This is a genomic window from Bacillus sp. GbtcB14, from assembly GCF_019091205.1.
GTDB lineage: Bacteria > Bacillota > Bacilli > Bacillales > Bacillaceae_G > Bacillus_A > Bacillus_A cereus_AG.
Genome location: NZ_JAGXJT010000002.1, coordinates 585,242 through 606,137, shown reverse-complemented (window position 1 = coordinate 606,137; position 20,896 = coordinate 585,242). Strand labels below are relative to the sequence as shown.

Below are 20,896 nucleotides of genomic sequence, written 5' to 3'. Positions count from 1 at the left end.
CCCGAATCGTGGACATGAAAAAAGTCCCGTGATTCGGGGTTTTGTATGTTTATAAGAACATCAACAAGGGAAAGGTATTACTTAATGTTTTTAGAACTGGTATGAAACTATATGATAAAGTGCTCTTATAATTACTTCATCCGTAGTGTAAAATTACACTACGGATGAAATGTAATCAAAAAGGGGGCGAAACTGTGAGGAAGTTAATCGTTACGATTCTAATAGTTTGTTTATACTGCTTTCCTTTTGTATATTTTTCAATGTACCAAGACTTTACGAATGAATCTATGCTTGGTTATGTAATCATGGTGATAGGGACTTCAATTCTTGCTTTTTTCTCTAAATTTTTTAGCAATACCATTCCTCTTATTATAGGTAATATACTATCTATAATCATTTCATATTATTTTCTATACAAGATGGAGGTTGAATTTGGCGTTAGTTGGCATCGGGGTTATTTTAAACCGTTTACGCCGTATCAATTATTACTATTGGTTAGTTTTTTGAATGTAATCCCACAATTTCTTGTTATGATTTTGGTGAAAAAATACAAAAAAACAGGGTGAATTCACCCTGTTTTTTCTATATTTTTTCGTAGAAGAATGTATCAAATCTCTGAAGATTATAACGTTCAGGTGTTAAAATTTGTTCGGTACTACCAACAAATAGTACGCCGCCTTTTCGTAAAGAACGACTAAACTTTTCATAAAGTTTTACCCTTGCTTCTTCAGTAAAGTATATCATTACGTTGCGACAAATGATTAAATCGTAATTTGTATCGAACGACTGCATTAACAGGTCGTGTTGTTTGAACGTGACGTTTTGCTTAATATTTTGATGTAATGAATATATATCATTCTCTTTTGTGAAATGACGCTCTTTTAAATCGGCAGGTAATTCCTTTAAAGAACGTTCTGTATATTGACCGCGTTTTGCAGTTTCTAAAATGTGAAAATCAAGATCTGTTGCTTGTATTTCAAAACGAAATGGAGATAGATGCTTCGATAAAATCAAAGAGAGTGTATATGGTTCTTCACCGGCAGCGCAAGCGGCACTCCATACTTTTAATTTTCCGTTATTTTGTTTAAGTAATTTTGGTAGTGCTTTCGTCTCTAACGTTTGCCAACGTTCTTTATTTCTAAAAAATTCTGAAACGTTAATTGTAATATAATCAATAAAACTTAAAAATAAATTTTGATCGGTACGTAAATTACTTAAAAAATTAGTGTAGTTCTCAAAGCCTTTTCTCGAAATAAAAGCATCGATTCTACGACGCATTCTATCTTGTTTATATGAAGCGATATCCATATTAAATTGTTGTTTAAAACTTGCGATAAAATGATCATAATCTTGTTCAATTATCATATTTATAATAGGCACAATAACGATATTGTGCCTCCCCCTTTACATCATACGGATTTTTTGTTCAAAGTTTTTTTTCATCTGTTTTTCATGTAAACCAGGTAAATCATAAATAACAGCATCAATTCCTGCATCTTTTGCAACGTCAACGGGAATGACAGATGTATGTTTGTCCCCATTATAAAAACAGAGAACTAAATCAGTATCTTCGATTATTTGTTTTACAAAAAACATATAATCTGATCGGTAAATGGAGTCGGAAGGATGATCAAAAGCAACATACTCGGCTCCGTGTCTTTTTAAGTAATCAACGACCTCTTGAAATTCATCTGTTAATGCTTGTAACGGCTGTAGCGTGTAAAGGCATAAATTTTGAGCGAGTCTTTCGTTTTCGATGAAAAAACGAAGAATCTCATTTTCGATAGATTTATAACATAATATGTAAATTTTATGTTTGTGAGCATAGTCAGTTAAAAATTTTTTTATTTCTTCTTGATCTAATGCTGTTAATTGATTTGAACCACAAAGAAAAATATTCATAGATTTGTGCCACCTCATGCTAAATTGTAACATATCTTTTATAAAAAATAACTGCAAAATATTAGTGTTCAGAGTATAATTATAAATAACTGGATTTTACGATTAAGTTTAGGAAGAAATAAAAAAATAAATAGGTGATATATATGCTGCGTTCGATCTCGCATAATCCAATTTTATCGCATATACCGCCTGCTACTCAAATGCCGAAAGAAGCAAATGTCAGGACAGGACTTGCATTTTCGGATAATTTGCATGCAGATCCGAAAAAAGATAAATTGTTAGAACAAATGGAAGCATTTGTCGATAACATTGGAGAAATTAAAGAGAAAATTGAAATGGAATTAACGCTTGATAATGTAATGGAATACAAAAACACAGTAAAATCATTTTTGAATTTTTACGTAGATAATGTATTGCAATATAAAGATGTCATGTCTCGTCATCCGCGTTACGGATATTCACAGAAAATGACGATTGTAAAACAGGCGGAAATGGGATTAAATGAGCTAGAAGATGTTATGAATTTAATTAATACGAAAACGGGACATTTAGAAATGTTAAATCAGATTGGAGAAATCCACGGTTTAATTGTAAATTTAGTCTTGTAAAAGGGAAGGAAGCTATATGTACATACAATTATATGAAAAGCTCGTTATTATTCAAAAAGCGTATGAAAATATTCAAACGCTCGGAGAACAAATATATGAGAATTTAAAACATAAAAATGTAAATGCAGTTCAAAAGTTACAAGTAGAGCAATTGCAGTACATTGATGGTTTAAAAAAGTTATCAAGTTCATTTGAAGAAATGGTTGTTCAGTTTTGTAAAGAAAAGGGCGTGGAATCATTTCGCGTAAGTGCATTATTTTCGCATTTTTCTAACGAAGAAATTGAAAAAATGGAAGAATTACAAAAAAATGTAGCTGAATTAGAAGAGAATGTAAAAATGATTCTTTTGAAAAATCAATATTACTTAAACGTACTATTAAAAACTACAGAAAGTATTGTGGATTCCGTTTCTGAATATAATTTAGAGCGAAACAATAATTCACAAATCTTTATGAACGAACTATTGTAAAGGGGAAGTGAAACATTATGAGACTATCTGATTATAATACGCCGTTATCGGGTTTGTTAGCGGCACAAATGGGATTACAAACGACGAAACAAAATTTATCTAACATTCATACGCCTGGTTATGTGCGTCAAATGGTGAATTACGGATCGGCTGGAGCAAGTCATGGCTATTCACCGGAACAAAAAATAGGTTACGGTGTACAAACGTTAGGTGTTGACCGTATTACAGATGAAGTGAAGACGAAACAGTTTAACGATCAATTATCTCAACTCTCTTACTACAACTACATGAATTCGACTTTATCACGTGTAGAGTCTATGGCTGGAACGACAGGAAAGAATTCATTATCTAGTTTAATGGATGGCTTCTTCAATGCCTTTCGTGAAGTTGCAAAGAATCCAGAACAACCAAATTACTACGATACATTAATTTCTGAAACTGGGAAGTTTACAAGTCAAGTAAATCGTCTGGCGAAAAGCTTAGATACAGCAGCAGCACAAACGACAGAAGATATTGGAGCGCATGTCAATGAATTTAATCGTCTTGCTGCTAGTTTAGCGGAAGCGAATAAAAAAATTGGACAAGCAGGTACACAAGTACCAAATCAGCTTTTAGATGAACGTGATCGTATCATTACAGAAATGTCTAAGTATGCAAATATAGAAGTGTCTTATGAATCTATGAATCCTAATATCGCGAGTGTTAGAATGAATGGTGTTTTAACAGTAAATGGACAAGATACATATCCACTTCAATTAAATAAAGAAAAAGAGCCAATGACTGCTGAAATTTACGGTTCGGAAATTCCTTTAACTAGTGGAGCAATCCAATCAGCGATTGATACGAAAGCGAAGATTGCTAGTTATAAGAAAAACCTTGAAGAACTAATGGGTTCTGTAAAGAATGAAGTGAACACAGTAATGGGGAAAGAATTCTTCGTTGGAGATCAAGCGAAAGATATGAAATTAAACCCTGAATTTGCAAAAGATGTTTCAAAAATGAAAATATCAGCTGAAACAGCAAATAAACTAGCAGCGATTACAGATGGAAATTATAAAGAAGGTCTTTCTTATAAACAAGCATTAGACCAATTCGTAGTTGGTATTGCGTCTGATAAAAGTGCAGTGAATGCATATCAAAAAATTCATGGGGATTTATTAGAGGGAATTCAGGAAGAAAAGATGGGTGTCGAAGGCGTTAATATGGAAGAAGAAATGGTTAATTTAATGGCCTTCCAAAAATATTTCGTTGCAAACTCTAAAGCGATTTCTACGATGAATGAAGTGTTTGATAGTCTATTTTCGATTATTCGATAAGTGATAGTAATTGATTGGAAATATATAAGGAGGAGATAGAAATGAGAGTATCTACATTTCAAAATGCAAGCTGGGCAAAGAATCAGTTAATGGATTTGAATGTGCAACAACAATACCACCGAAATCAAGTAACTTCAGGGAAGAAAAACCTTCTTATGAGTGAAGATCCACTTGCGGCAAGTAAATCATTTGCGATTCAACATTCATTGGCGAATATTGAACAAATGCAAAAAGATTTAGCGGATTCGAAAAATGTATTAACACAAACTGAAAATACTTTACAAGGTGTTTTTAAATCTGTAACGAGAGCAGATCAATTAATGTTGCAGGCATTAAGTGAGCAAAATGGTGAAAAAGAATTGAAGGCTATCGGTGCAGAGATTGATCAAATTTTAAAACAAGTTGTATATTTAGCGAATACGAAAGAGCAAGGGCGTTATATTTTCGGTGGTGATAGTGCAGAGAAGCCACCATTTACAGAAGATGGTACATATCAAGGTGGACAAAATGATGTGAACTGGCAACTAAATGACGGCTATGAATTAAAAGCATTTCGTAACGGTGAAGCGTTATTATCCCCTGTTATAAAAACGTTAAAACAGATAAGTGAAGCGATGCAAAAAGGTGATCAAAAAGCTTTACAACCGTTATTAGGAGAAAATAAGAAAAACTTAGATGGCATCATTAACCGTACAACTGAAGTTGGTTCGACAATGAACACAATGGAGACGTTTAAAACAATTTTAAGCGAGCAAAACTTAGCACTTCAAGAAAACCGTAAAGACATTGAAGATGTGGACTTAGCGGTAGCTATTTCTGACTTAGCTTATATAAACGCAACGTATGAAGCTACGTTAAAAGCTGTTAGTACGATGAGTAAAACAAGTATTTTAGACTACATGTAATCTATAAGGAGTGAGAAATTATGGCAGGAACATTAACGGGTATCGGTGGTAGACAACAAATATGGAACCTTGGAAATAATATGATCGATACATCTAACTTTGTAGAATTAGAAATGCAAGCGTTAGAAATGAGAAAGACACCTTATGCTAATGAAAAGAACCAACTTTCACAAGATAAACTATTATATACAAGTTTAAAATCAGAATTTAGCTCTTTCACGCAAACTTTTAAAAACTTAGCGGCTTTTAAAGGAAATGAGAAAAAGGTAACAACATCACAAGACGGTTATATTAATGTCAAAGCTGATGGTGGGGCTATTGCGGGAACTTTTAATATGACGATTACACAGCTTGCGCAGCGTCATCAAATAGCTTCTGATAAAATTGACGATATAGATGCAAAGCTTAATAGAGATGAAACATTACAACTAGGTGGTAAAGAATTAAAAGTAACAACTGATATGACATATAAAGATTTAATTAATAAAATTAATGATGGAGATTACGGCGTATCAGCTTATACACTTGGGAATAAAATTTTCATGACCTCAAAAAAAGAGGGAGAAGATGGAGTAATTAATTTTAAGGACAATACATCTACATTGTTTCAAGATATAGGGTTAGCTAATAAGGATGGCGTAGCGGTTAATGTAATTAATGAAGCGCAAAATGCTGAATATACGATTAATGGTATTAAAGGTAATAGTTCTACCAATACAGTTGAAGCTCTTCCTGGCGTGAAAATTGAATTGTTAAAAGTAACTGAGCAAAAAGTAGAAGAAAAACCAGATGGTGAGAAGACAGCGGTTGATCCAAAGACAACAGAGGCGAAAGCAAAAGGCATAGATCTAAAATTCACAGTAAGTGATTCAAACGTAACAGACGCATCAAATATTATTAAAAAGATGGTTGCAGATTATAATAAAGCTATTTCTACAGTAGATATCTTTGCTGGGAAAGGTGGAGCTTTCCAAGGTCAAGCCGTTATGCAAAGTGTGCGCCAAGCTATGAACAATGTTGTAACATTTTCACAAGATGGTAATTATTTATTCACATTTGGTATTCAATTAAAGCAAGATGGAACGATGGAAGTTAATGACGAAGCATTAACGAAAGCGTTAAAAGAAAAACCGGATGCAGCGAAGCAATTTTTCTTTAGTTCTAACGGTTTAGGTAAAATGATGGAAGAGCCACTTGATAAGTTATTTGGTGATAAAGGTGTAGTTGGAGAACGAGTAAAAAACATTGATTCACGTGTAAGTGATTTAGATAAAAAGATTAAAGATATTGAAACGCAAAACTTGCAAAAGCAAGATGAAATTGTGAAGAAGTATCAAAAGCTAGAGAGTACATTAGCGGCGCTTGATAGCCAATTAAAAACAATTAAAGCAATGACAAAACAAAAAAGTGATGATTAATGAAAGTTGAGGAAGTGATCGTATGCAAGCATGGCAACGTTATATGCAAAATGATATTATGACGAGTAATCCGATTAAAAATACAATTTTTATTTATGAAAGATGTATTGTAGAGTTTCGTAATTTAGAAGAGCTTTTACAGACTTTTAAACTACAAGAAGGAGATGCACTTCTTGAAAAGTTAGAACGTATTTTTGAAGAATTAAAACTTCAATTAAATCCTGAAATTACGAAAGATTTATATGATAGTTTATATGGTTTATACGATTGGATTAGCATTCAAATTCAAACGATGAAAGTAACGCGTGAAGCAAAAGACATGGATGCGATTGTGAAAGTGTTACAAGATTTAATAGATGGTTATCGTGGAGCACTTGAAAATGAACAATGATATTTATCGGACGTTTGTCGGCTGTTTTAATGAAATCGGTGAATTGCAAGTGTCAGATGGAGAGTTTGCTGAGAAGAGTGAAATGTTAAATCGCTGGATGATGACATTGGATGAGGAAATGCGTGCGCAAGTTGCAGCAGAAGTAAGCCCATTCATTATTAAGGCGGCGCAGCATATTCGAGATAAGCAAAAGATCTTAGAAGAAATGATTATGACAAATGATGGGCGCATGAAAGCTAATTCATTTTACGGTAAATTTTAGTGATAGAGTTTAGAAACGGATTCCCCTTTTAAAAGGGGATCCATTCCTTTGTTTAAATAAAGACTTCCGCTGATTGAGGTTTCATTTTATGACTGTAATGAAGAAAAGTAGTAATCTAAATAATGTAAAAATGAGCTTTAGTTTGTAGATCATATATTGAAATGTTTCATAGATTATTGCGTGTATACAGTTTTTTTGTATTCTTTTTTATATTTTTGTATTTTTCTAAAGACAACAATGAAAAAATGGAATAAAATATGTAAGGGTACATGATTGTTAATATTTTAATAAATACATATAAGAAAATAAATAATGAAGTGAAACTTCCATCAGTGGATCATGAAGTTAGAAAAGAAAGGGTGTGGAATATGCCAGATTTAGTGAGTGATGTAGGCCATTATATGAATTATTTAGTGACGAAACGAAATACGGTTTCTAGTAATATTGCAAATGCGAATACACCCGGATATAAAGCACAAGATGTAGCATTTGCTGAGCAGATGAATAAAAGTAGTGCATTATATAAGAACAATGCTGCAGATTTAAAGAGCAATCCAGAGTTATATCAAACGAATGAAATGCACTTACCGACAGTGAATACGAAAAATACATATGCAAAGATTCAAACGAAGTCAATGCAAACGAATAAAGATGGGAATAGTGTGGATGTAACGACAGAAATGCTAGATTTAATGAAAGCAAATCAGTTATACGGTATTTCAATTAACGCGATTAATACACAATATGCAATTAACCAAGCGGCACGCGGACGTTAAAAGTAGAAGGAGAGACAACGATGTTTCAGGCAATTAATGCAAGTGGCTCAGGGCTAACGACAGCGAGAAAGTGGATGGAAGTTACTTCTAACAATATTGTAAATGCAAATACAACGGCTGCTCCGGGGGCAGATTTATATGAGCGTCGTAGCGTAGTACTAGAATCAAACAATAGTTTTGCAAATATGTTAGATGGGTCTCCTACTAATGGGGTGAAAATAAAAAGTATTGAAGCCGATAAAACTGAAAACTTAGTGTATGACCCAACACATCCGCATGCAAATGAAGAAGGATATGTACGTTATCCAAATATTGATGTGACTGCTGAAATGACGAATGTAATGGTTGCCCAAAAAATGTACGAAGCGAATACAAGTGTATTAAATGCGAATAAAAAAATGCTTGATAAAGATTTAGAAATCGGCAGAGGATAAGGGGGAATATAGTAATATGAAAATCCAACCAATGTTAAATACGCAGCCATTTGGAGCAATTCAGTCAATTGGTGCACCGAAAACTTCTCAAACATCTGTAGTTGAAGGGAAAAAGTTTATTGATTTATTGGAAGATATGAATCAAACGCAAAACAATGCACAAACAGCAGTATATGATTTACTAACTAAAGGGGTAGGAGAAACGCATGACGTTTTAATTCAGCAGAAGAAGGCTGAGTCTCAAATGAAAACGGCTGCTCTCGTACGTGATAATCTTATTGAAAATTATAAGTCACTAATTAATATGCAAATTTAGGAAAGTGGACGGGTGTGTTTAAATGGAAAAGATGAAAAATGTTATCCAATCGTTAAAAACGTGGCATAAGTTAGTAATCGGTGCTGCGCTTTTAGCAATTGTAACAGGAGCACTTTTATACTTCACCTTGCCAGATAAATATGTTGTTGTATATCAAAATTTAAATGATGCAGATAAGCAAGAGATTACAGCAGAATTATCAAAGTTGGGTGTCGATTATCAATTAGCAGCCGATGGTTCGATTCGTGTGCAAAAGAATGATGCTCCATGGGTTCGAAAAGAAATGAATGGGATGGGCTTACCGTTTAATTCTAAAAGCGGTGAGGAAATTTTATTAGAAAGCTCGCTCGGTTCAAGTGAGCAAGATAAAAAAATGAAGCAAATTGTCGGTACGAAAAAGCAATTGGAGCAAGATATCGTAAGGAACTTTGCGACAGTTGAAACGGCGAATGTTCAAATTACATTGCCTGAAAAAGAAACAATTTTTGATGAAGAAAAAGCAAAAGGAACAGCTGCGATTACTGTTGGTGTGAAACGTGGCCAATTATTAACGGCAGATCAAGTTGCAGGTATACAGCAAATGATTAGTGCTGCAGTTCCTGGCGTGAAAGCAGAAGAAGTAAGTGTGATTGATAGCAAAAAAGGTATTATCTCAAAAGGAGCAGATGAAGCACATTCTACTAGTTCCTCTTCTTATGAAAAAGAAGTAGAGATGCAGCAACAAATTGAAGGTAAATTAAAGCAAGATATTGATGCAACATTAATGACGATGTTTAAACCGAATGAATATAAAGTGAATACGAAAGTGTCTGTAAACTATGATGAAGTTACACGCCAGTCAGAAAAATATGGTGATAAAGGTGTACTTCGTAGTAAACAAGAGCAAGAAGAAAGCTCTACTGCGCAAGAAGGAGCAGAGACAAAACAAGGTGCTGGTATTACAGCGAACGGTGAAGTGCCAAATTACGGTACGAACAATAATCAAAATGGTAAAATCGTCTATGATAATAAAAATGGTAACAAAATTGAAAACTATGAAATAGATAAAACGGTTGAAACGATTAAGAAACATCCAGAATTAACGAAAACAAATGTTGTAGTATGGGTAGACAATGATACGTTAGTAAAACGAAAAATGGATATGACTACTTTCAAAGAAGCAATCGGTACAGCAGCTGGGCTTCAAGCTGATCCAAATGGGAACTTTACAAACGGTCAAGTTAACGTTGTAACGGTTCAGTTTGATCAGCCGAAAGAAGAGAAGAAGAAAGAACCAGAAGAAAGCGGTATAAACTGGTGGTTATTTGGTGGAATTCCAGCTGGTTTATTAGCGATTGGTGGTCTAGTATGGTTCTTATTAGCAAGACGTAAGAGAAAGAAAGAAGAAGAGGAATATGAAGAATACTTAGCAGAAGAGGAAATTGCTGCAAGTAATGAAAGTATTATGGAAATTCCTGAAGAAAAAATAGTACCAGAGCCAAAACCAGAACCAGAAGAACCGAAAGAACCAACGTTAGATGAACAAGTGCATGATGCTACGAAAGAACATGTAGAAGGAACTGCAAAAGTAATTAAAAAATGGTTAAATGGACAGTAAGGGAGGAACAACGATGTTAGATGAAATCTCCTCCAAAGAAAAAGCTGCCATCCTTATTCGTACATTAGAAGAAGGGGTGGCAGCAAAAGTCATTGAATATATGACGGCTGAGGAAAAAGAAGTATTACTTCGTGAAATCGCGAAGTTTCGTGTATATAAACCGGAAACGTTAGAAAATGTACTAGGGGAGTTCTTGTATGAATTAAATGTAAAAGAATTAAACCTAGTGACTCCGGATAAAGAATATATTCGTCGCATATTTAAAAATATGCCAGAAGACGAACTAGAAAAATTATTAGAAGATCTTTGGTATAACAAAGATAATCCGTTTGAATTCTTAAATTCACTTGCGGATTTAGAACCGCTTCTTACTGTACTTAATGATGAATCGCCACAAACGATTGCGATTATCGCTTCTTATATTAAACCGCAGCTTGCTTCTCAATTAATTGAGAGATTACCAGATCATAAGCGAGTAGAAACGGTAATGGGGATTGCAAAGCTAGAGCAAGTTGATGGTGAATTAATAAATCAAATTGGTGATTTATTAAAATCAAAATTAAATAATATGGCATTTAATGCAATTAATAAAACGGATGGCTTGAAAACAATAGTAAACATTTTAAATAATGTTTCACGAGGTGTTGAAAAAACAGTCTTTCAAAAGCTGGATGAAATGGATTATGAGTTATCTGAGAAAATTAAAGAAAACATGTTTGTATTTGAAGACTTACTCGGACTTGAAGATCTTGCACTTCGTCGTGTATTAGAAGAAATTACAGATAACGGTGTTATTGCGAAAGCACTTAAAATTGCAAAAGAAGAAATTAAAGAGAAATTATTTACATGTATGTCTTCAAACCGTAAAGAGATGATTCTAGAAGAATTAGATGGCTTAGGACCGCTTAAGATGACGGATGCTGAAAAGGCACAGCAAACGATTACAGGCACAGTGAAAAAGCTAGAGAAGGAAGGAAGAATTATCGTTCAAAGAGGTGAAGATGATGTCCTTATTTAAAAACAGAATTCCGAAGAATTCTGTTTCTTTTTCTGAAGAAACGTATGAATTACAATTTCCAAAACCAATACCAGTTCAAGTAGAAGAAGAAATACAGGTGGACCATGAAGAGCTTCTTGCACAGCAACAATCATTACATACTGAACTGAATCAACTAAGGCAAGAACAGCAAATGCTAGAACGAGAGCGTCAACAGCTATTGCAAGATAAAGAGCAATTTCAAATGCATATTCATGAACAAATGGAACAGATGGAAGCAGCACGTATGCAGTTTCAAAAAGAACAACAAGAAACAGCATATGAATGGACAGAGTTATTATGGGATCAATCTTTTCAACTAGCAGAAAAAATCGTGAATCAAGCGGTAGATTCACGATTGCTTGATGTGTTACCCATTTTAACTGGTATCGTTCAAACGTTGCCTACTTCGTTTGAAAAATTAGTCATTACAGTACACCCAGAAACATTTGAACGTATTCAAGAAGAGAAGGAAAATACGAAAGAGTATTGGTTACTACAATTAGTAGAATGGAAATATGATTTCTCCTTACAGTTCGGTGAATTTGTTCTAGAAGAAGAGAAAGAGTTCTTTGAATTTAAATTTGCACCTATATTTGCGAAACTTCGCCAGAAATGGGAAGAAGAGAAGGTATTTGAGGAGCAAAATGTATGAATCGACTATTAATGAATGAAAACCATAAATGGAATACGTTTATTGAAACCCCGTTTTATACGAAAGTCGGTAAAGTTCATAGTGTACAAGAACAGTTTTTCGTAGCGAAAGGGCCAAAGGCGAAAATTGGAGATGTTTGTTTCGTTGGGGAACATAATGTTTTATGTGAAGTGATTGCGATTGAAAAAGAAAACAATATGCTACTTCCATTTGAGCAAACAGAAAAAGTATGTTATGGAGATTCAGTTACATTAGTTGCAGAAGATGTTGTCATACCTCGTGGGAATCATTTACTCGGAAAAGTGTTAAGCGCAAATGGCGAAGTACTAAATGAGGATGCAGAGAATATTCCATTACAAAAAATAAAACTAGATGCCCCGCCTATTCATGCATTTGAACGTGAAGAAATTACCGACGTATTTGAAACTGGAATCAAATCGATTGATTCTATGCTAACAATTGGCATCGGTCAAAAGATTGGTATTTTTGCAGGTTCTGGTGTTGGTAAATCTACTTTACTCGGAATGATTGCAAAAAATGCAAAAGCTGACATTAATGTTATTAGCTTAGTAGGAGAACGTGGCCGGGAAGTAAAAGACTTTATTCGAAAAGAATTAGGTGAAGAAGGAATGCGAAAAAGCGTCGTTGTTGTAGCGACGTCAGATGAAAGTCACCTAATGCAACTTCGTGCAGCGAAACTTGCAACGTCTATTGCTGAATATTTCCGTGATCAAGGTAATAACGTACTACTTATGATGGACTCTGTTACTCGTTTTGCTGACGCGCGTAGAAGTGTCGATATTGCCGTTAAAGAGTTGCCGATCGGTGGTAAAACACTCTTAATGGAAAGCTATATGAAGAAGCTGTTAGAGCGCTCTGGGAAAACACAAAAGGGATCCATAACAGGTATTTATACCGTACTCGTCGATGGGGATGATTTAAACGGACCTGTACCAGATTTAGCACGAGGTATTTTAGATGGGCATATTGTGTTAAAGCGTGAACTTGCAACACTCAGTCATTACCCTGCTATTTCAGTGCTAGACTCAGTGAGTAGGATTATGGAAGAAATCGTTTCGTCGACTCATTGGCAACTTGCAAATGAAATGAGAAAAATCTTATCTGTTTATAAAGAAAATGAATTGTATTTTAAATTAGGGACGATTCAAGAAAATGCAGAAAATGCTTATATTTTTGAATGTAAAAACAAAGTAGAAGGTATAAATACGTTTTTAAAACAAGGTCGATCGGATAGTTTCCAATTTGATGATATTGTTGAAGCGATGCACCATACAGTATAAGACCTCTGCCCAAGAGGTCTTATTTTTTTGTTTTTTAATATTTCACAGATTTTTTTGGAAAAAAACTATATAATAGAAAAAGAGAACGTTATAATAGGAAGGGGCTATGAAAACAGGTGGATAAACAGCAGTACGACACGATAAAATTGCAAATAAATCAAGAAAAAGAACAGATTTTGAAAGAAGTGTATGAATTAACAGCTGAAAAAAGAAAAATAGAACAAAAAAAAGAATATGATTTATATGTTGTAAAATCGCGTAGTAAAGTCGTACAAACTGGGCAGCGTATAATGGCTGGCATGCTTTCGTCACATACGTTTTCACCTGAAAGAATAGAAGAATGGAATCGGAAAATTAAAAAAACGGAAGATTTTATTCAAAAAAATGAAAGCCTTTTAGAGCAAGTAAAAGAAAAAGAACGTGTCATTGATGAGATGTATCAAGAAGGTTGTAGAAAGCTTGCTAAAGTACGAGAAAAGCAGGAAGAAAAAATGCTTCTTGATTTGAAAATGTGTATGAATGGATGAGGTGAATATAGTGATACAGTCTGTATTACCGGTGCAACAAAGTTTACCTCCGCAAAAAGAAAAAGGGCTAGAAGTACAATCAAAAAGTGAAGATTCTTCATTCGATCGTACGATGAGAATGGAAAATAAAAAGCAGCCGAAAACGGAGAAAATGAAACGAGAAGAAGCACCAAAAGAAGAAAAAAAGGAATATATTCTTTCTAAACAATCAGTAACGAAAGAAGAGCCAATTGTAAAAAAAGAAGAAAAAAAAGAGACAGAACAGTTGTTATTAGCTGTATCTGAGCAAATGGTTGCAATTGAGCAATTACGTGTGCAACCAGAATTGTTATATCAATACATACAAAAAATACAAGAGCTGTATAAAGAATATGGAAATATAAAACTTAACGAATTACCCGCAGCAGAATTACAACAATTACAAGAACTTCTTTCAAATATGAATATCAAAAATGCTATATGTTTAGAAGATACAATGCAAATGACATTAGACAAAATGAAGATGCCAGAGCAAACGATGCAAGCATTAAAAATTGTAGAAACAGAAACTTGTAATATTGCAAAGAAACAAGAAGATGCCAAAGACTTAGATGTAGATCTTCCAAAAGCTGAGGGCGATGATGTAAAGATAGAGTTGCCGGAAGGTGATGTGTTAAACGATTCGAGTTCAACGGGTGCGGAGTTACTAAATAAAGCAACGGGTACGGATCAAATAGGAAAATCAAATAGTGGCGCTGAGAAAGTTACGTTACCTGACTTAGGAAAGAAAATGGAAGCACAAGTAGAAGCGTTGCAAAAATTTGTAGTGAAACAAGAGCGTGTTTTATTTCAGTTAAATCCAGAAAAACTGGGTACATTAACGGTGTTTATGAAAAAACATGGAGATCAAATTGATGTTCACGTAGAAATGGAAAAACATGATGCGAAAAAACGTGTTGAAATCATTTTTGATGAATTGAGACTGAAGTTAAAAGAAAAAGAAATTAATATTCAAATTAGCTATGCAGATAAAGATGAAAATCGAAAAGAACAGCGAGAACAAGAGCAAAGACAAAAGCAGCAATTAGCAAGTACAAAACATGAGAAACAAGAATCAAAAGAATTTGCGGGATTATTGGAGGAATAAAGTGTGCCAACAGTTGGATTAAATACAACGAGTACAAATCATATTCCGTTACAAGCAGGAGCACAAACAAAAAACGCATCTGTTACTGGTGCACAGTCGACAGCTCAACAAGCAAACGGAGTATCAGCAAGTACTCAAAAAACACCCGGTATTATGGATAAAGATGATTTCCTGAAACTTTTCTTAGCAAGCTTTCAACATCAAGATCCGTTTAATGCGATGGATATGAACCAAATGATGAACCAAACAGCACAGCTATCGCTTATGGAGCAAGTACAGAATATGACGAAAGCAGTAGATAAACTGCAATCAACGATGTATTCGACGGCTCTTGATGGAGGGATGAAGTTTTTAGGAAAGTACGTTAGAGGTGTAAGCAATAATGGAAAGCAAGTGACTGGTCAAGTGGAAACAGTTCGACTTGCTGAAAATAACGATGTGCAACTTATTGTTGATAATCAAGTTGTCTCACTTCGTTTCATAGAAAGGGTTTCTGATAAACCGATAACAGAAACTAATCCGGAAGATGAGAAGAAAGATGATATAGAAAAAAATGAAGAGGTTAAGCAAGATTAATAAAAGGAGTGTACAAAGGTTATGATTAAAGCGTTATATACAAGTATTACAGGGATGAATGCAGCACAAAATGCATTAAGTGTTACTTCAAATAATATTGCAAATGCACAAACAGTTGGATATAAAAAGCAAAAAGCTATTTTTGATGATTTGCTATACAATAATACGGTTGGTTCACGTGGTGATGGTGCTTATGCTGGTACGAATCCAAAGAGTATTGGTAACGGTGTAAAGTTCAGTGGGACATCTACAGATTTTAGTGATGGTTCTATTACTTTAACTAGTGATAAGATGGAGACAGCGATAGAAGGAAACGGTTTGTTTTTAGTTGGTGATCGTAACGGTGGAAATGTAGAGTATACGAGAAAAGGGTCTTTCGGTGTATCGAAAGATAGCTATGTTACAAATACAGGTGGACAGTATGTACTAGGTTATGGTGTAAAAACAGGAACACAAGAAGTAGATTTTTCTTCACGACCAAGCCCAATTCATATTCCAATGGGATCAGCTGTTGGTGGGATTCAAACAGATAAAGCGACAATAGGGGGAAACCTTCCTAGAAACCAAAATGAATTATCTCACGAATTCACAGTTTTTGATAAGGAAGGAAACTCATTAACATTACGTGTAAATATTAAGCAAAAGACTGAATCAGAGATGGTAGATGGTAAAGAAGTTAAAAAACCAAAGGCAGGTGAATATACATATTCAGTTTCTGTAAGAAATGATTCTAAAAACGAAAAAGAATTTAAGCCTATTGAAGGCATGCCGGACAACAAACCTCTTATATTTGATACATTAGGGAATTTAAAGCAAACAGATGAACCTGTACAAAAGGATCCAGTAACTGGTGAAATTACTAATGGTGGAACCGTTAAAATTCCTTTTGGCGATGGTCTGACACTAGATTTAAGCGGTTTAACAAATTATCCGACAGGGAAAACTCTTTCTACAACAGAAGTAACGGGGCGTCCAGCTGCAATTGCAAATGACTATTCTATTTCTGACGGTGGTTTCGTTATGATGAAATATTCGGATGGTAGTATGAAAGTTGTAGGACAACTAGCTGTAGCTACATTCCCGAATTCAGGTGGATTAATGAAAACTGGGAATGGAAATTACGTTGCAACACCATCAGCGGGTATTCCAGGGGTAGGTGTTGCTGGTGAGAATGGTGCAGGTAATGTACGAGGATCAGCAAAAGAAAGTTCAAACGTAGATTTATCTGTAGAATTTGTTGATTTAATGCTTTATCAACGCGGCTTCCAAGGAAATGCGAAAGTAATTAAAGTTTCAGATGAAGTATTAAATGAAGTTGTAAACTTAATTCGATAATATATCATAAAGTAAAATTGTAATGTAGTAGAAAGGGTTTTTTATTCGTATGACGACAAGACAAGAGCGAATTTTACAATTGCCTTTTTTCGAAAATAAACGTGAACTTGCAGAGCAAGTGTTAAAAATGGAACGAGAAGAGCATATATATTTACCTGATCAATTTGAAATTAAGCAAGTACCTGCATATTCATTTGGTGAAAAGCAATCAACTATTGGCCGTATTCATGAGTTTTATTTCGTAAGTGTTGGTAGCGAAGGAGAATGGAAGTATCAATTGTTTAAGGACGAGATGAAGTGCCGTGAGTTTTTTATTACACTATCAGGGATAACGGATCAGCAGATTGCATTTTGGTTCAATAACATCGAGTTATTGAAAAGCTCTTAAAAAGATCTAAAAAGACCTTAAAAGCTCTTTTTAGGGTTGAAGAGAGGACCCAGCGTTGTTTAGGAGCGGTTAGTGCCTAATAGGGCCTCGACTGGTGTGTAAGGACAGAGGTATGGAGAGTTACTAGGATAGTATAAGAAGAGGTAAGCGAAGTTTAGTGTGGATAAACAGTTATGATCCAGACGAGCTGCTAGTTGTAAGAATAGAGCTATGGAGGCGTACTGAGATGGTTGGGGATGATATAATCATTTCATAGTAGACCAGTGCCTTCTGGATAGTATGTGAAGATAGATTTCTATAAAAGGAGAGGTGAGGAGGATGGCGCAGAATAAGTATCGCGTTACATTCATTTCGCCAAGTGAGGTTGAGCAGCGGACTGTAATGGCGGCGAGTAGTTTGCCGGATTTAATTCGTAAAGTAGAGAGTATTATTGCAGACCCGAACGGTTATTTTGTAAATGATAAAAAAAATAATTGCTATTTTAAAGTGATTAAAGAAAATGTTACGTTTATTCAATATGAGTTACTATTTTCTGATAAAGAAATTCATATTGAAAAATTAAAACATATAGCACCAGCTATATTGAAACAATTATTTAAAAAAATAAATGATCCAGAATTATATGCGCTTGCGCTACTTGATGTTGATATAGCGACGAAAGAATATGTGCTAGAAGAAATGGATTCGGAGCTAAGAATAAGAGTAGCAACGGAGCTTTCGAAAAAGTGGGAAGCATTGCCGACAGAAATTGTAGGAGCACAAGAAGTGTTATTAGAGGCACTTGCTTCGTTTATACAAGAGTAAGCGCCTTTTAAAATAAATCGTTCGACTATCTATATTTTTTATATAGGTAGTTGACTTTTTCGTTTTAATAAAGCTTAATAATTAGATATACGGAATTAATGGAAGGGGAGCGACACCTTTATGTCACAAGCACAAAGTATTTTATTAGAAAGTGGAACAAATGAATTAGAGATTGTCACATATACTGTTGGTGAAAATCTATTTAGTATTAACGTAATGAAAGTACGTGAAATCATTAATCCATTCCCTGTTACAACTGTGCCAGAATCTCATCATGCAGTTGAAGGTGTTGTTCAAGTACGTGGTGAAATTTTACCTGTTATTAACTTAGCGACAGCTCTTAATTTAAAATCGACAAAGCCACTTGATCAAACGAAATTTATTATTTCAGAATTAAATCAAATGAAAGTTATTTTCCGTGTTGATGAAGTGCATCGTATTCAACGTATTTCGTGGGAACAAATTGATGAACCAGCTTCATTGTCTATGGGACTAGAAGAAACGACATCTGGTATTGTAAAACTAGATGGGAAAATTATTTTACTATTAGATTATGAAAAAATTGTATGTGAAATTAGCGGTACTGGTTATGACAACAAATCACTTGCAGGGTTAGAGCAAAAAACAGATCGAGCTGAAAAAGTTATTTATATTGCAGAAGATTCAGCGATGCTTCGCCAAATATTAGAAGAAACATTATCATCAGCTGGATATACGAAAATGAATTTCTTCAGCAATGGTGCAGAAGCATTAGCGCAAATTGAAAAATTAGCGAAAGAGCAAGGGGAAAAAATGTTTGAACATATTCACTTGCTAATTACTGATATTGAAATGCCGAAAATGGATGGACATCATTTAACGAAAGTTGTTAAGGATAGTGAAGTAATGAATCGTTTACCAGTCATTATTTTCTCTTCATTAATTACAAATGAATTATTCCATAAAGGCGAAGCTGTAGGAGCAAATGCGCAAGTAAGTAAGCCAGATATTCAAGAGTTAATTGGTTTAGTTGATAAGTTAGTGCTGTAAAAAACGTTTTGAAAAGCTTTTTTTAGCTGGAATAGAAGCTCTAACCATGCGTAGAGCGGTCAGTGCCTAATAGAGCCCTATGCGATGTGAGACCAGAGATATGAAGTGGTTTTAGATAAATGGGAGAAGTGGGACACCGAGATAGTTGTAGAATTGTACGTGTACAATCTGATTCTTTTTAGCTAGAATAGAAGCTTTAGCCATGCGTGGTGGCGATCAGTTGTCTAATAGAGCCTCATGCGATGTGAGATCAGAGATATGGAGTGGTTTTAGGTAAGTAGAAGAAGTGAGGCTTCGAGTGAGGATTTGCAGACACTATTTACAACTCTATTCTTCTAGTGGAGAGAGGGGAACTAGCCATATGTAGTATTGGTTAGTTCCTTTTTAGTATTCTATACTCTGTATAGGAGGAAAAATGGAACCTTTTTGGAGTGTTTGTGGTTGTAAGTATGAAAAATCTTCATTTGAAGATTTTTGATTTAAAAATATAAAAAAATGTACCTTTGGATAATTTTAGTAATATTTCGTGGTAACGCAAACTTTTTCGGTGAAAATATATCCGAAATACCATATAATATAATTAATATGTAATTATACATATTAATTAAAAATAATTTTTCTATTTCTATACTTTCTATACATTTTTGTATGTTTAATATTTGACAGATAATTTCGAAATGTTATAATATGGATATGAAAAAATTGCTATTTTCTGAGAAGACATGGGAGTCAGATGAGAATTGTGAAAGGATGAGGGGGAGTGACACAGATTATGTATCACCACACAGCAATCAATGTATTAAGTCTTTTACAAAACATGTCAAATAATAAAATGAACGATGTGCAACTAGAAGAGGAATTTAAAAAAATAGAAAAACAATTCCAAGTAAAATATGAAGAACTAGTTGATTTACATAATAGAATGGTATTATTTCAAATAGATATAGAAAAAAATGGTGGGATGCGGGCGTATGAAAAATCAACAATTACATGGCTGAAGTCTGAGCTAGAGTTACTGTATGAAGTGTATCAATTTTCCCAACGTCACGATTTAAACATTATTAATATTTCAAAATACGTTAGTAAAAAAGAATTAAATCTTTTTCCAAAAACAGCAAGTCAATTGCAAAATACGTATTACAAATTAAAAAAACTTGAAATACCGTTTGAAAATATTGAAAAACAAAAACCAGGACGAAAGCGAAAATATACGCCTGAAAAAGAAACAATCGTTGAAATGAAAAAAGAAAACAAGCAAGAATTAAGAAAAGAAGTTGAAAATACAGAGAGTGAAAAAAGCCTTGTAACAGTTATATCGGGTATTGTTGATAATTTTGAAACGATTAGCCAGTGTAGTGAAAGAAAAGAGCATGAACTACATCAGTTCATGGAAGGAATCTATAAGCTTTCTCGCATGGCTGCAGAGCGTTCAAAAGATGAAAAGAACGCACGTGGTCTCGAAGGTGAATTACATGTATTACGAGCTGAAAATGAAAGGCTAAAACGAGAAAAGGAAGAGCTTGTTCATGATATAAAAGAAATGACGCATCATTTAATTCATTTCATTACGAGCTCTGATATTAATCAAATTCGCACATTGCCTTTCTTTGTAAAAGAATGTAAACAAGATTTGCATAAATTAGGGTTATATAACGCACAAGACGGTAAAATGAAAATTATGGTTGATCGTAGTGGGCAGGTTATGACTGTAACGCAGTAATAAAA

The 20,896-nt window shown here is 34.2% G+C and carries 24 protein-coding genes; 22 read left to right on the top strand and 2 right to left on the bottom strand.

Features of this window, described 5'->3' with window-relative positions; genetic code table 11:
- Window positions 1–582: 582 nt before the first annotated feature.
- Entirely contained in the window at window positions 583–1,365 is a 783-nt protein-coding gene (gene cheR / locus KVT31_RS08040; protein WP_120340496.1) for a protein-glutamate O-methyltransferase CheR, read from the bottom strand.
- A 39-nt stretch (window positions 1,366–1,404) separates the two neighbouring features.
- Window positions 1,405–1,902: a hypothetical protein gene (locus tag KVT31_RS08035; protein ID WP_064470780.1), complete on the bottom strand. Its 498-nt coding sequence runs from the start codon at window positions 1,900–1,902 to the stop codon at window positions 1,405–1,407.
- Between the two features lie 143 nt (window positions 1,903–2,045).
- Here KVT31_RS08035 and KVT31_RS08030 point away from each other — a divergent pair, with 143 nt between their 5' ends.
- The 22 genes from KVT31_RS08030 (at window position 2,046) to KVT31_RS07925 (ending at window position 20,891) form a co-directional block, all read left to right on the top strand.
- Window positions 2,046–2,510, top strand: coding sequence for a YaaR family protein (locus KVT31_RS08030; protein ID WP_000946323.1), 465 nt, complete (start codon window positions 2,046–2,048; stop codon window positions 2,508–2,510).
- A gap of 16 nt (window positions 2,511–2,526) precedes the next feature.
- Complete coding sequence (locus KVT31_RS08025; RefSeq protein WP_002135377.1) at window positions 2,527–2,979, top strand: hypothetical protein; 453 nt, start codon at window positions 2,527–2,529, stop codon at window positions 2,977–2,979.
- 17 nt (window positions 2,980–2,996) lie between these two features.
- Entirely contained in the window at window positions 2,997–4,295 is a 1,299-nt protein-coding gene (gene flgK, locus KVT31_RS08020) for a flagellar hook-associated protein FlgK (RefSeq protein ID WP_088095858.1), read from the top strand.
- Between the two features lie 41 nt (window positions 4,296–4,336).
- Window positions 4,337–5,200, top strand: coding sequence for a flagellar hook-associated protein 3 (locus tag KVT31_RS08015; RefSeq protein ID WP_088095859.1), 864 nt, complete (start codon window positions 4,337–4,339; stop codon window positions 5,198–5,200).
- Window positions 5,201–5,220: 20 nt separating this feature from the next.
- Entirely contained in the window at window positions 5,221–6,618 is a 1,398-nt protein-coding gene (locus tag KVT31_RS08010; RefSeq protein ID WP_088095860.1) for a flagellar hook-associated protein 2, read from the top strand.
- Window positions 6,619–6,640: 22 nt separating this feature from the next.
- On the top strand, window positions 6,641–7,009 hold the full coding sequence (locus tag KVT31_RS08005) for a flagellar export chaperone FliS (RefSeq protein WP_088048444.1): 369 nt from the start codon (window positions 6,641–6,643) through the stop codon (window positions 7,007–7,009).
- Window positions 6,999–7,271, top strand: a complete 273-nt coding sequence (locus tag KVT31_RS08000) for a flagellar biosynthesis protein FlgG (protein ID WP_120340500.1) — start codon at window positions 6,999–7,001, stop codon at window positions 7,269–7,271. The genes KVT31_RS08005 and KVT31_RS08000 overlap by 11 nt, the downstream gene beginning before the upstream one ends.
- 368 nt (window positions 7,272–7,639) lie before the next feature.
- On the top strand, window positions 7,640–8,047 hold the full coding sequence (gene flgB / locus KVT31_RS07995) for a flagellar basal body rod protein FlgB (RefSeq protein WP_088096207.1): 408 nt from the start codon (window positions 7,640–7,642) through the stop codon (window positions 8,045–8,047).
- Window positions 8,048–8,067: 20 nt separating this feature from the next.
- Window positions 8,068–8,481, top strand: a complete 414-nt coding sequence (gene flgC / locus KVT31_RS07990) for a flagellar basal body rod protein FlgC (protein WP_000484673.1) — start codon at window positions 8,068–8,070, stop codon at window positions 8,479–8,481.
- A 16-nt stretch (window positions 8,482–8,497) separates the two neighbouring features.
- Complete coding sequence (gene fliE, locus KVT31_RS07985; protein WP_000701682.1) at window positions 8,498–8,797, top strand: flagellar hook-basal body complex protein FliE; 300 nt, start codon at window positions 8,498–8,500, stop codon at window positions 8,795–8,797.
- Window positions 8,798–8,819: 22 nt separating this feature from the next.
- Complete coding sequence (locus KVT31_RS07980) at window positions 8,820–10,394, top strand: flagellar M-ring protein FliF C-terminal domain-containing protein (protein WP_088095862.1); 1,575 nt, start codon at window positions 8,820–8,822, stop codon at window positions 10,392–10,394.
- Window positions 10,395–10,407: 13 nt separating this feature from the next.
- Complete coding sequence (locus tag KVT31_RS07975) at window positions 10,408–11,412, top strand: flagellar motor switch protein FliG (protein WP_000883360.1); 1,005 nt, start codon at window positions 10,408–10,410, stop codon at window positions 11,410–11,412.
- Window positions 11,399–12,085: a FliH/SctL family protein gene (locus tag KVT31_RS07970; RefSeq protein ID WP_088095863.1), complete on the top strand. Its 687-nt coding sequence runs from the start codon at window positions 11,399–11,401 to the stop codon at window positions 12,083–12,085. The genes KVT31_RS07975 and KVT31_RS07970 overlap by 14 nt, the downstream gene beginning before the upstream one ends.
- Window positions 12,082–13,386 (top strand): flagellar protein export ATPase FliI, encoded by a 1,305-nt coding sequence (fliI, locus tag KVT31_RS07965; RefSeq protein ID WP_088095864.1) that lies wholly within the window; start codon window positions 12,082–12,084, stop codon window positions 13,384–13,386. The genes KVT31_RS07970 and fliI overlap by 4 nt, the downstream gene beginning before the upstream one ends.
- A 116-nt stretch (window positions 13,387–13,502) precedes the next feature.
- Window positions 13,503–13,913, top strand: coding sequence for a cytoplasmic protein (locus KVT31_RS07960; RefSeq protein ID WP_070168636.1), 411 nt, complete (start codon window positions 13,503–13,505; stop codon window positions 13,911–13,913).
- A 10-nt stretch (window positions 13,914–13,923) separates the two neighbouring features.
- Window positions 13,924–15,039 (top strand): flagellar hook-length control protein FliK, encoded by a 1,116-nt coding sequence (locus KVT31_RS07955; RefSeq protein ID WP_140392410.1) that lies wholly within the window; start codon window positions 13,924–13,926, stop codon window positions 15,037–15,039.
- A 3-nt stretch (window positions 15,040–15,042) separates the two neighbouring features.
- Complete coding sequence (locus KVT31_RS07950; protein WP_001143483.1) at window positions 15,043–15,615, top strand: flagellar hook assembly protein FlgD; 573 nt, start codon at window positions 15,043–15,045, stop codon at window positions 15,613–15,615.
- Window positions 15,616–15,636: 21 nt separating this feature from the next.
- A complete protein-coding gene (gene flgE / locus KVT31_RS07945) occupies window positions 15,637–16,950 on the top strand; it encodes a flagellar hook protein FlgE (protein ID WP_088095866.1) in 1,314 nt (437 codons plus the stop codon).
- A 49-nt stretch (window positions 16,951–16,999) separates the two neighbouring features.
- Window positions 17,000–17,338 (top strand): DUF3964 family protein, encoded by a 339-nt coding sequence (locus tag KVT31_RS07940; RefSeq protein ID WP_088095867.1) that lies wholly within the window; start codon window positions 17,000–17,002, stop codon window positions 17,336–17,338.
- Window positions 17,339–17,656: 318 nt separating this feature from the next.
- Window positions 17,657–18,142: a LysR family transcriptional regulator gene (locus KVT31_RS07935; RefSeq protein WP_088095868.1), complete on the top strand. Its 486-nt coding sequence runs from the start codon at window positions 17,657–17,659 to the stop codon at window positions 18,140–18,142.
- 120 nt (window positions 18,143–18,262) lie between these two features.
- Complete coding sequence (locus KVT31_RS07930; protein WP_064459934.1) at window positions 18,263–19,171, top strand: chemotaxis protein; 909 nt, start codon at window positions 18,263–18,265, stop codon at window positions 19,169–19,171.
- Between the two features lie 772 nt (window positions 19,172–19,943).
- The gene (locus tag KVT31_RS07925; protein WP_140392435.1) at window positions 19,944–20,891 is read left to right on the top strand and encodes a DNA-binding domain-containing protein; all 948 of its coding nucleotides are present in this window, start codon (window positions 19,944–19,946) and stop codon (window positions 20,889–20,891) included.
- The last annotated feature ends 5 nt before the right edge of the window (window positions 20,892–20,896 follow it).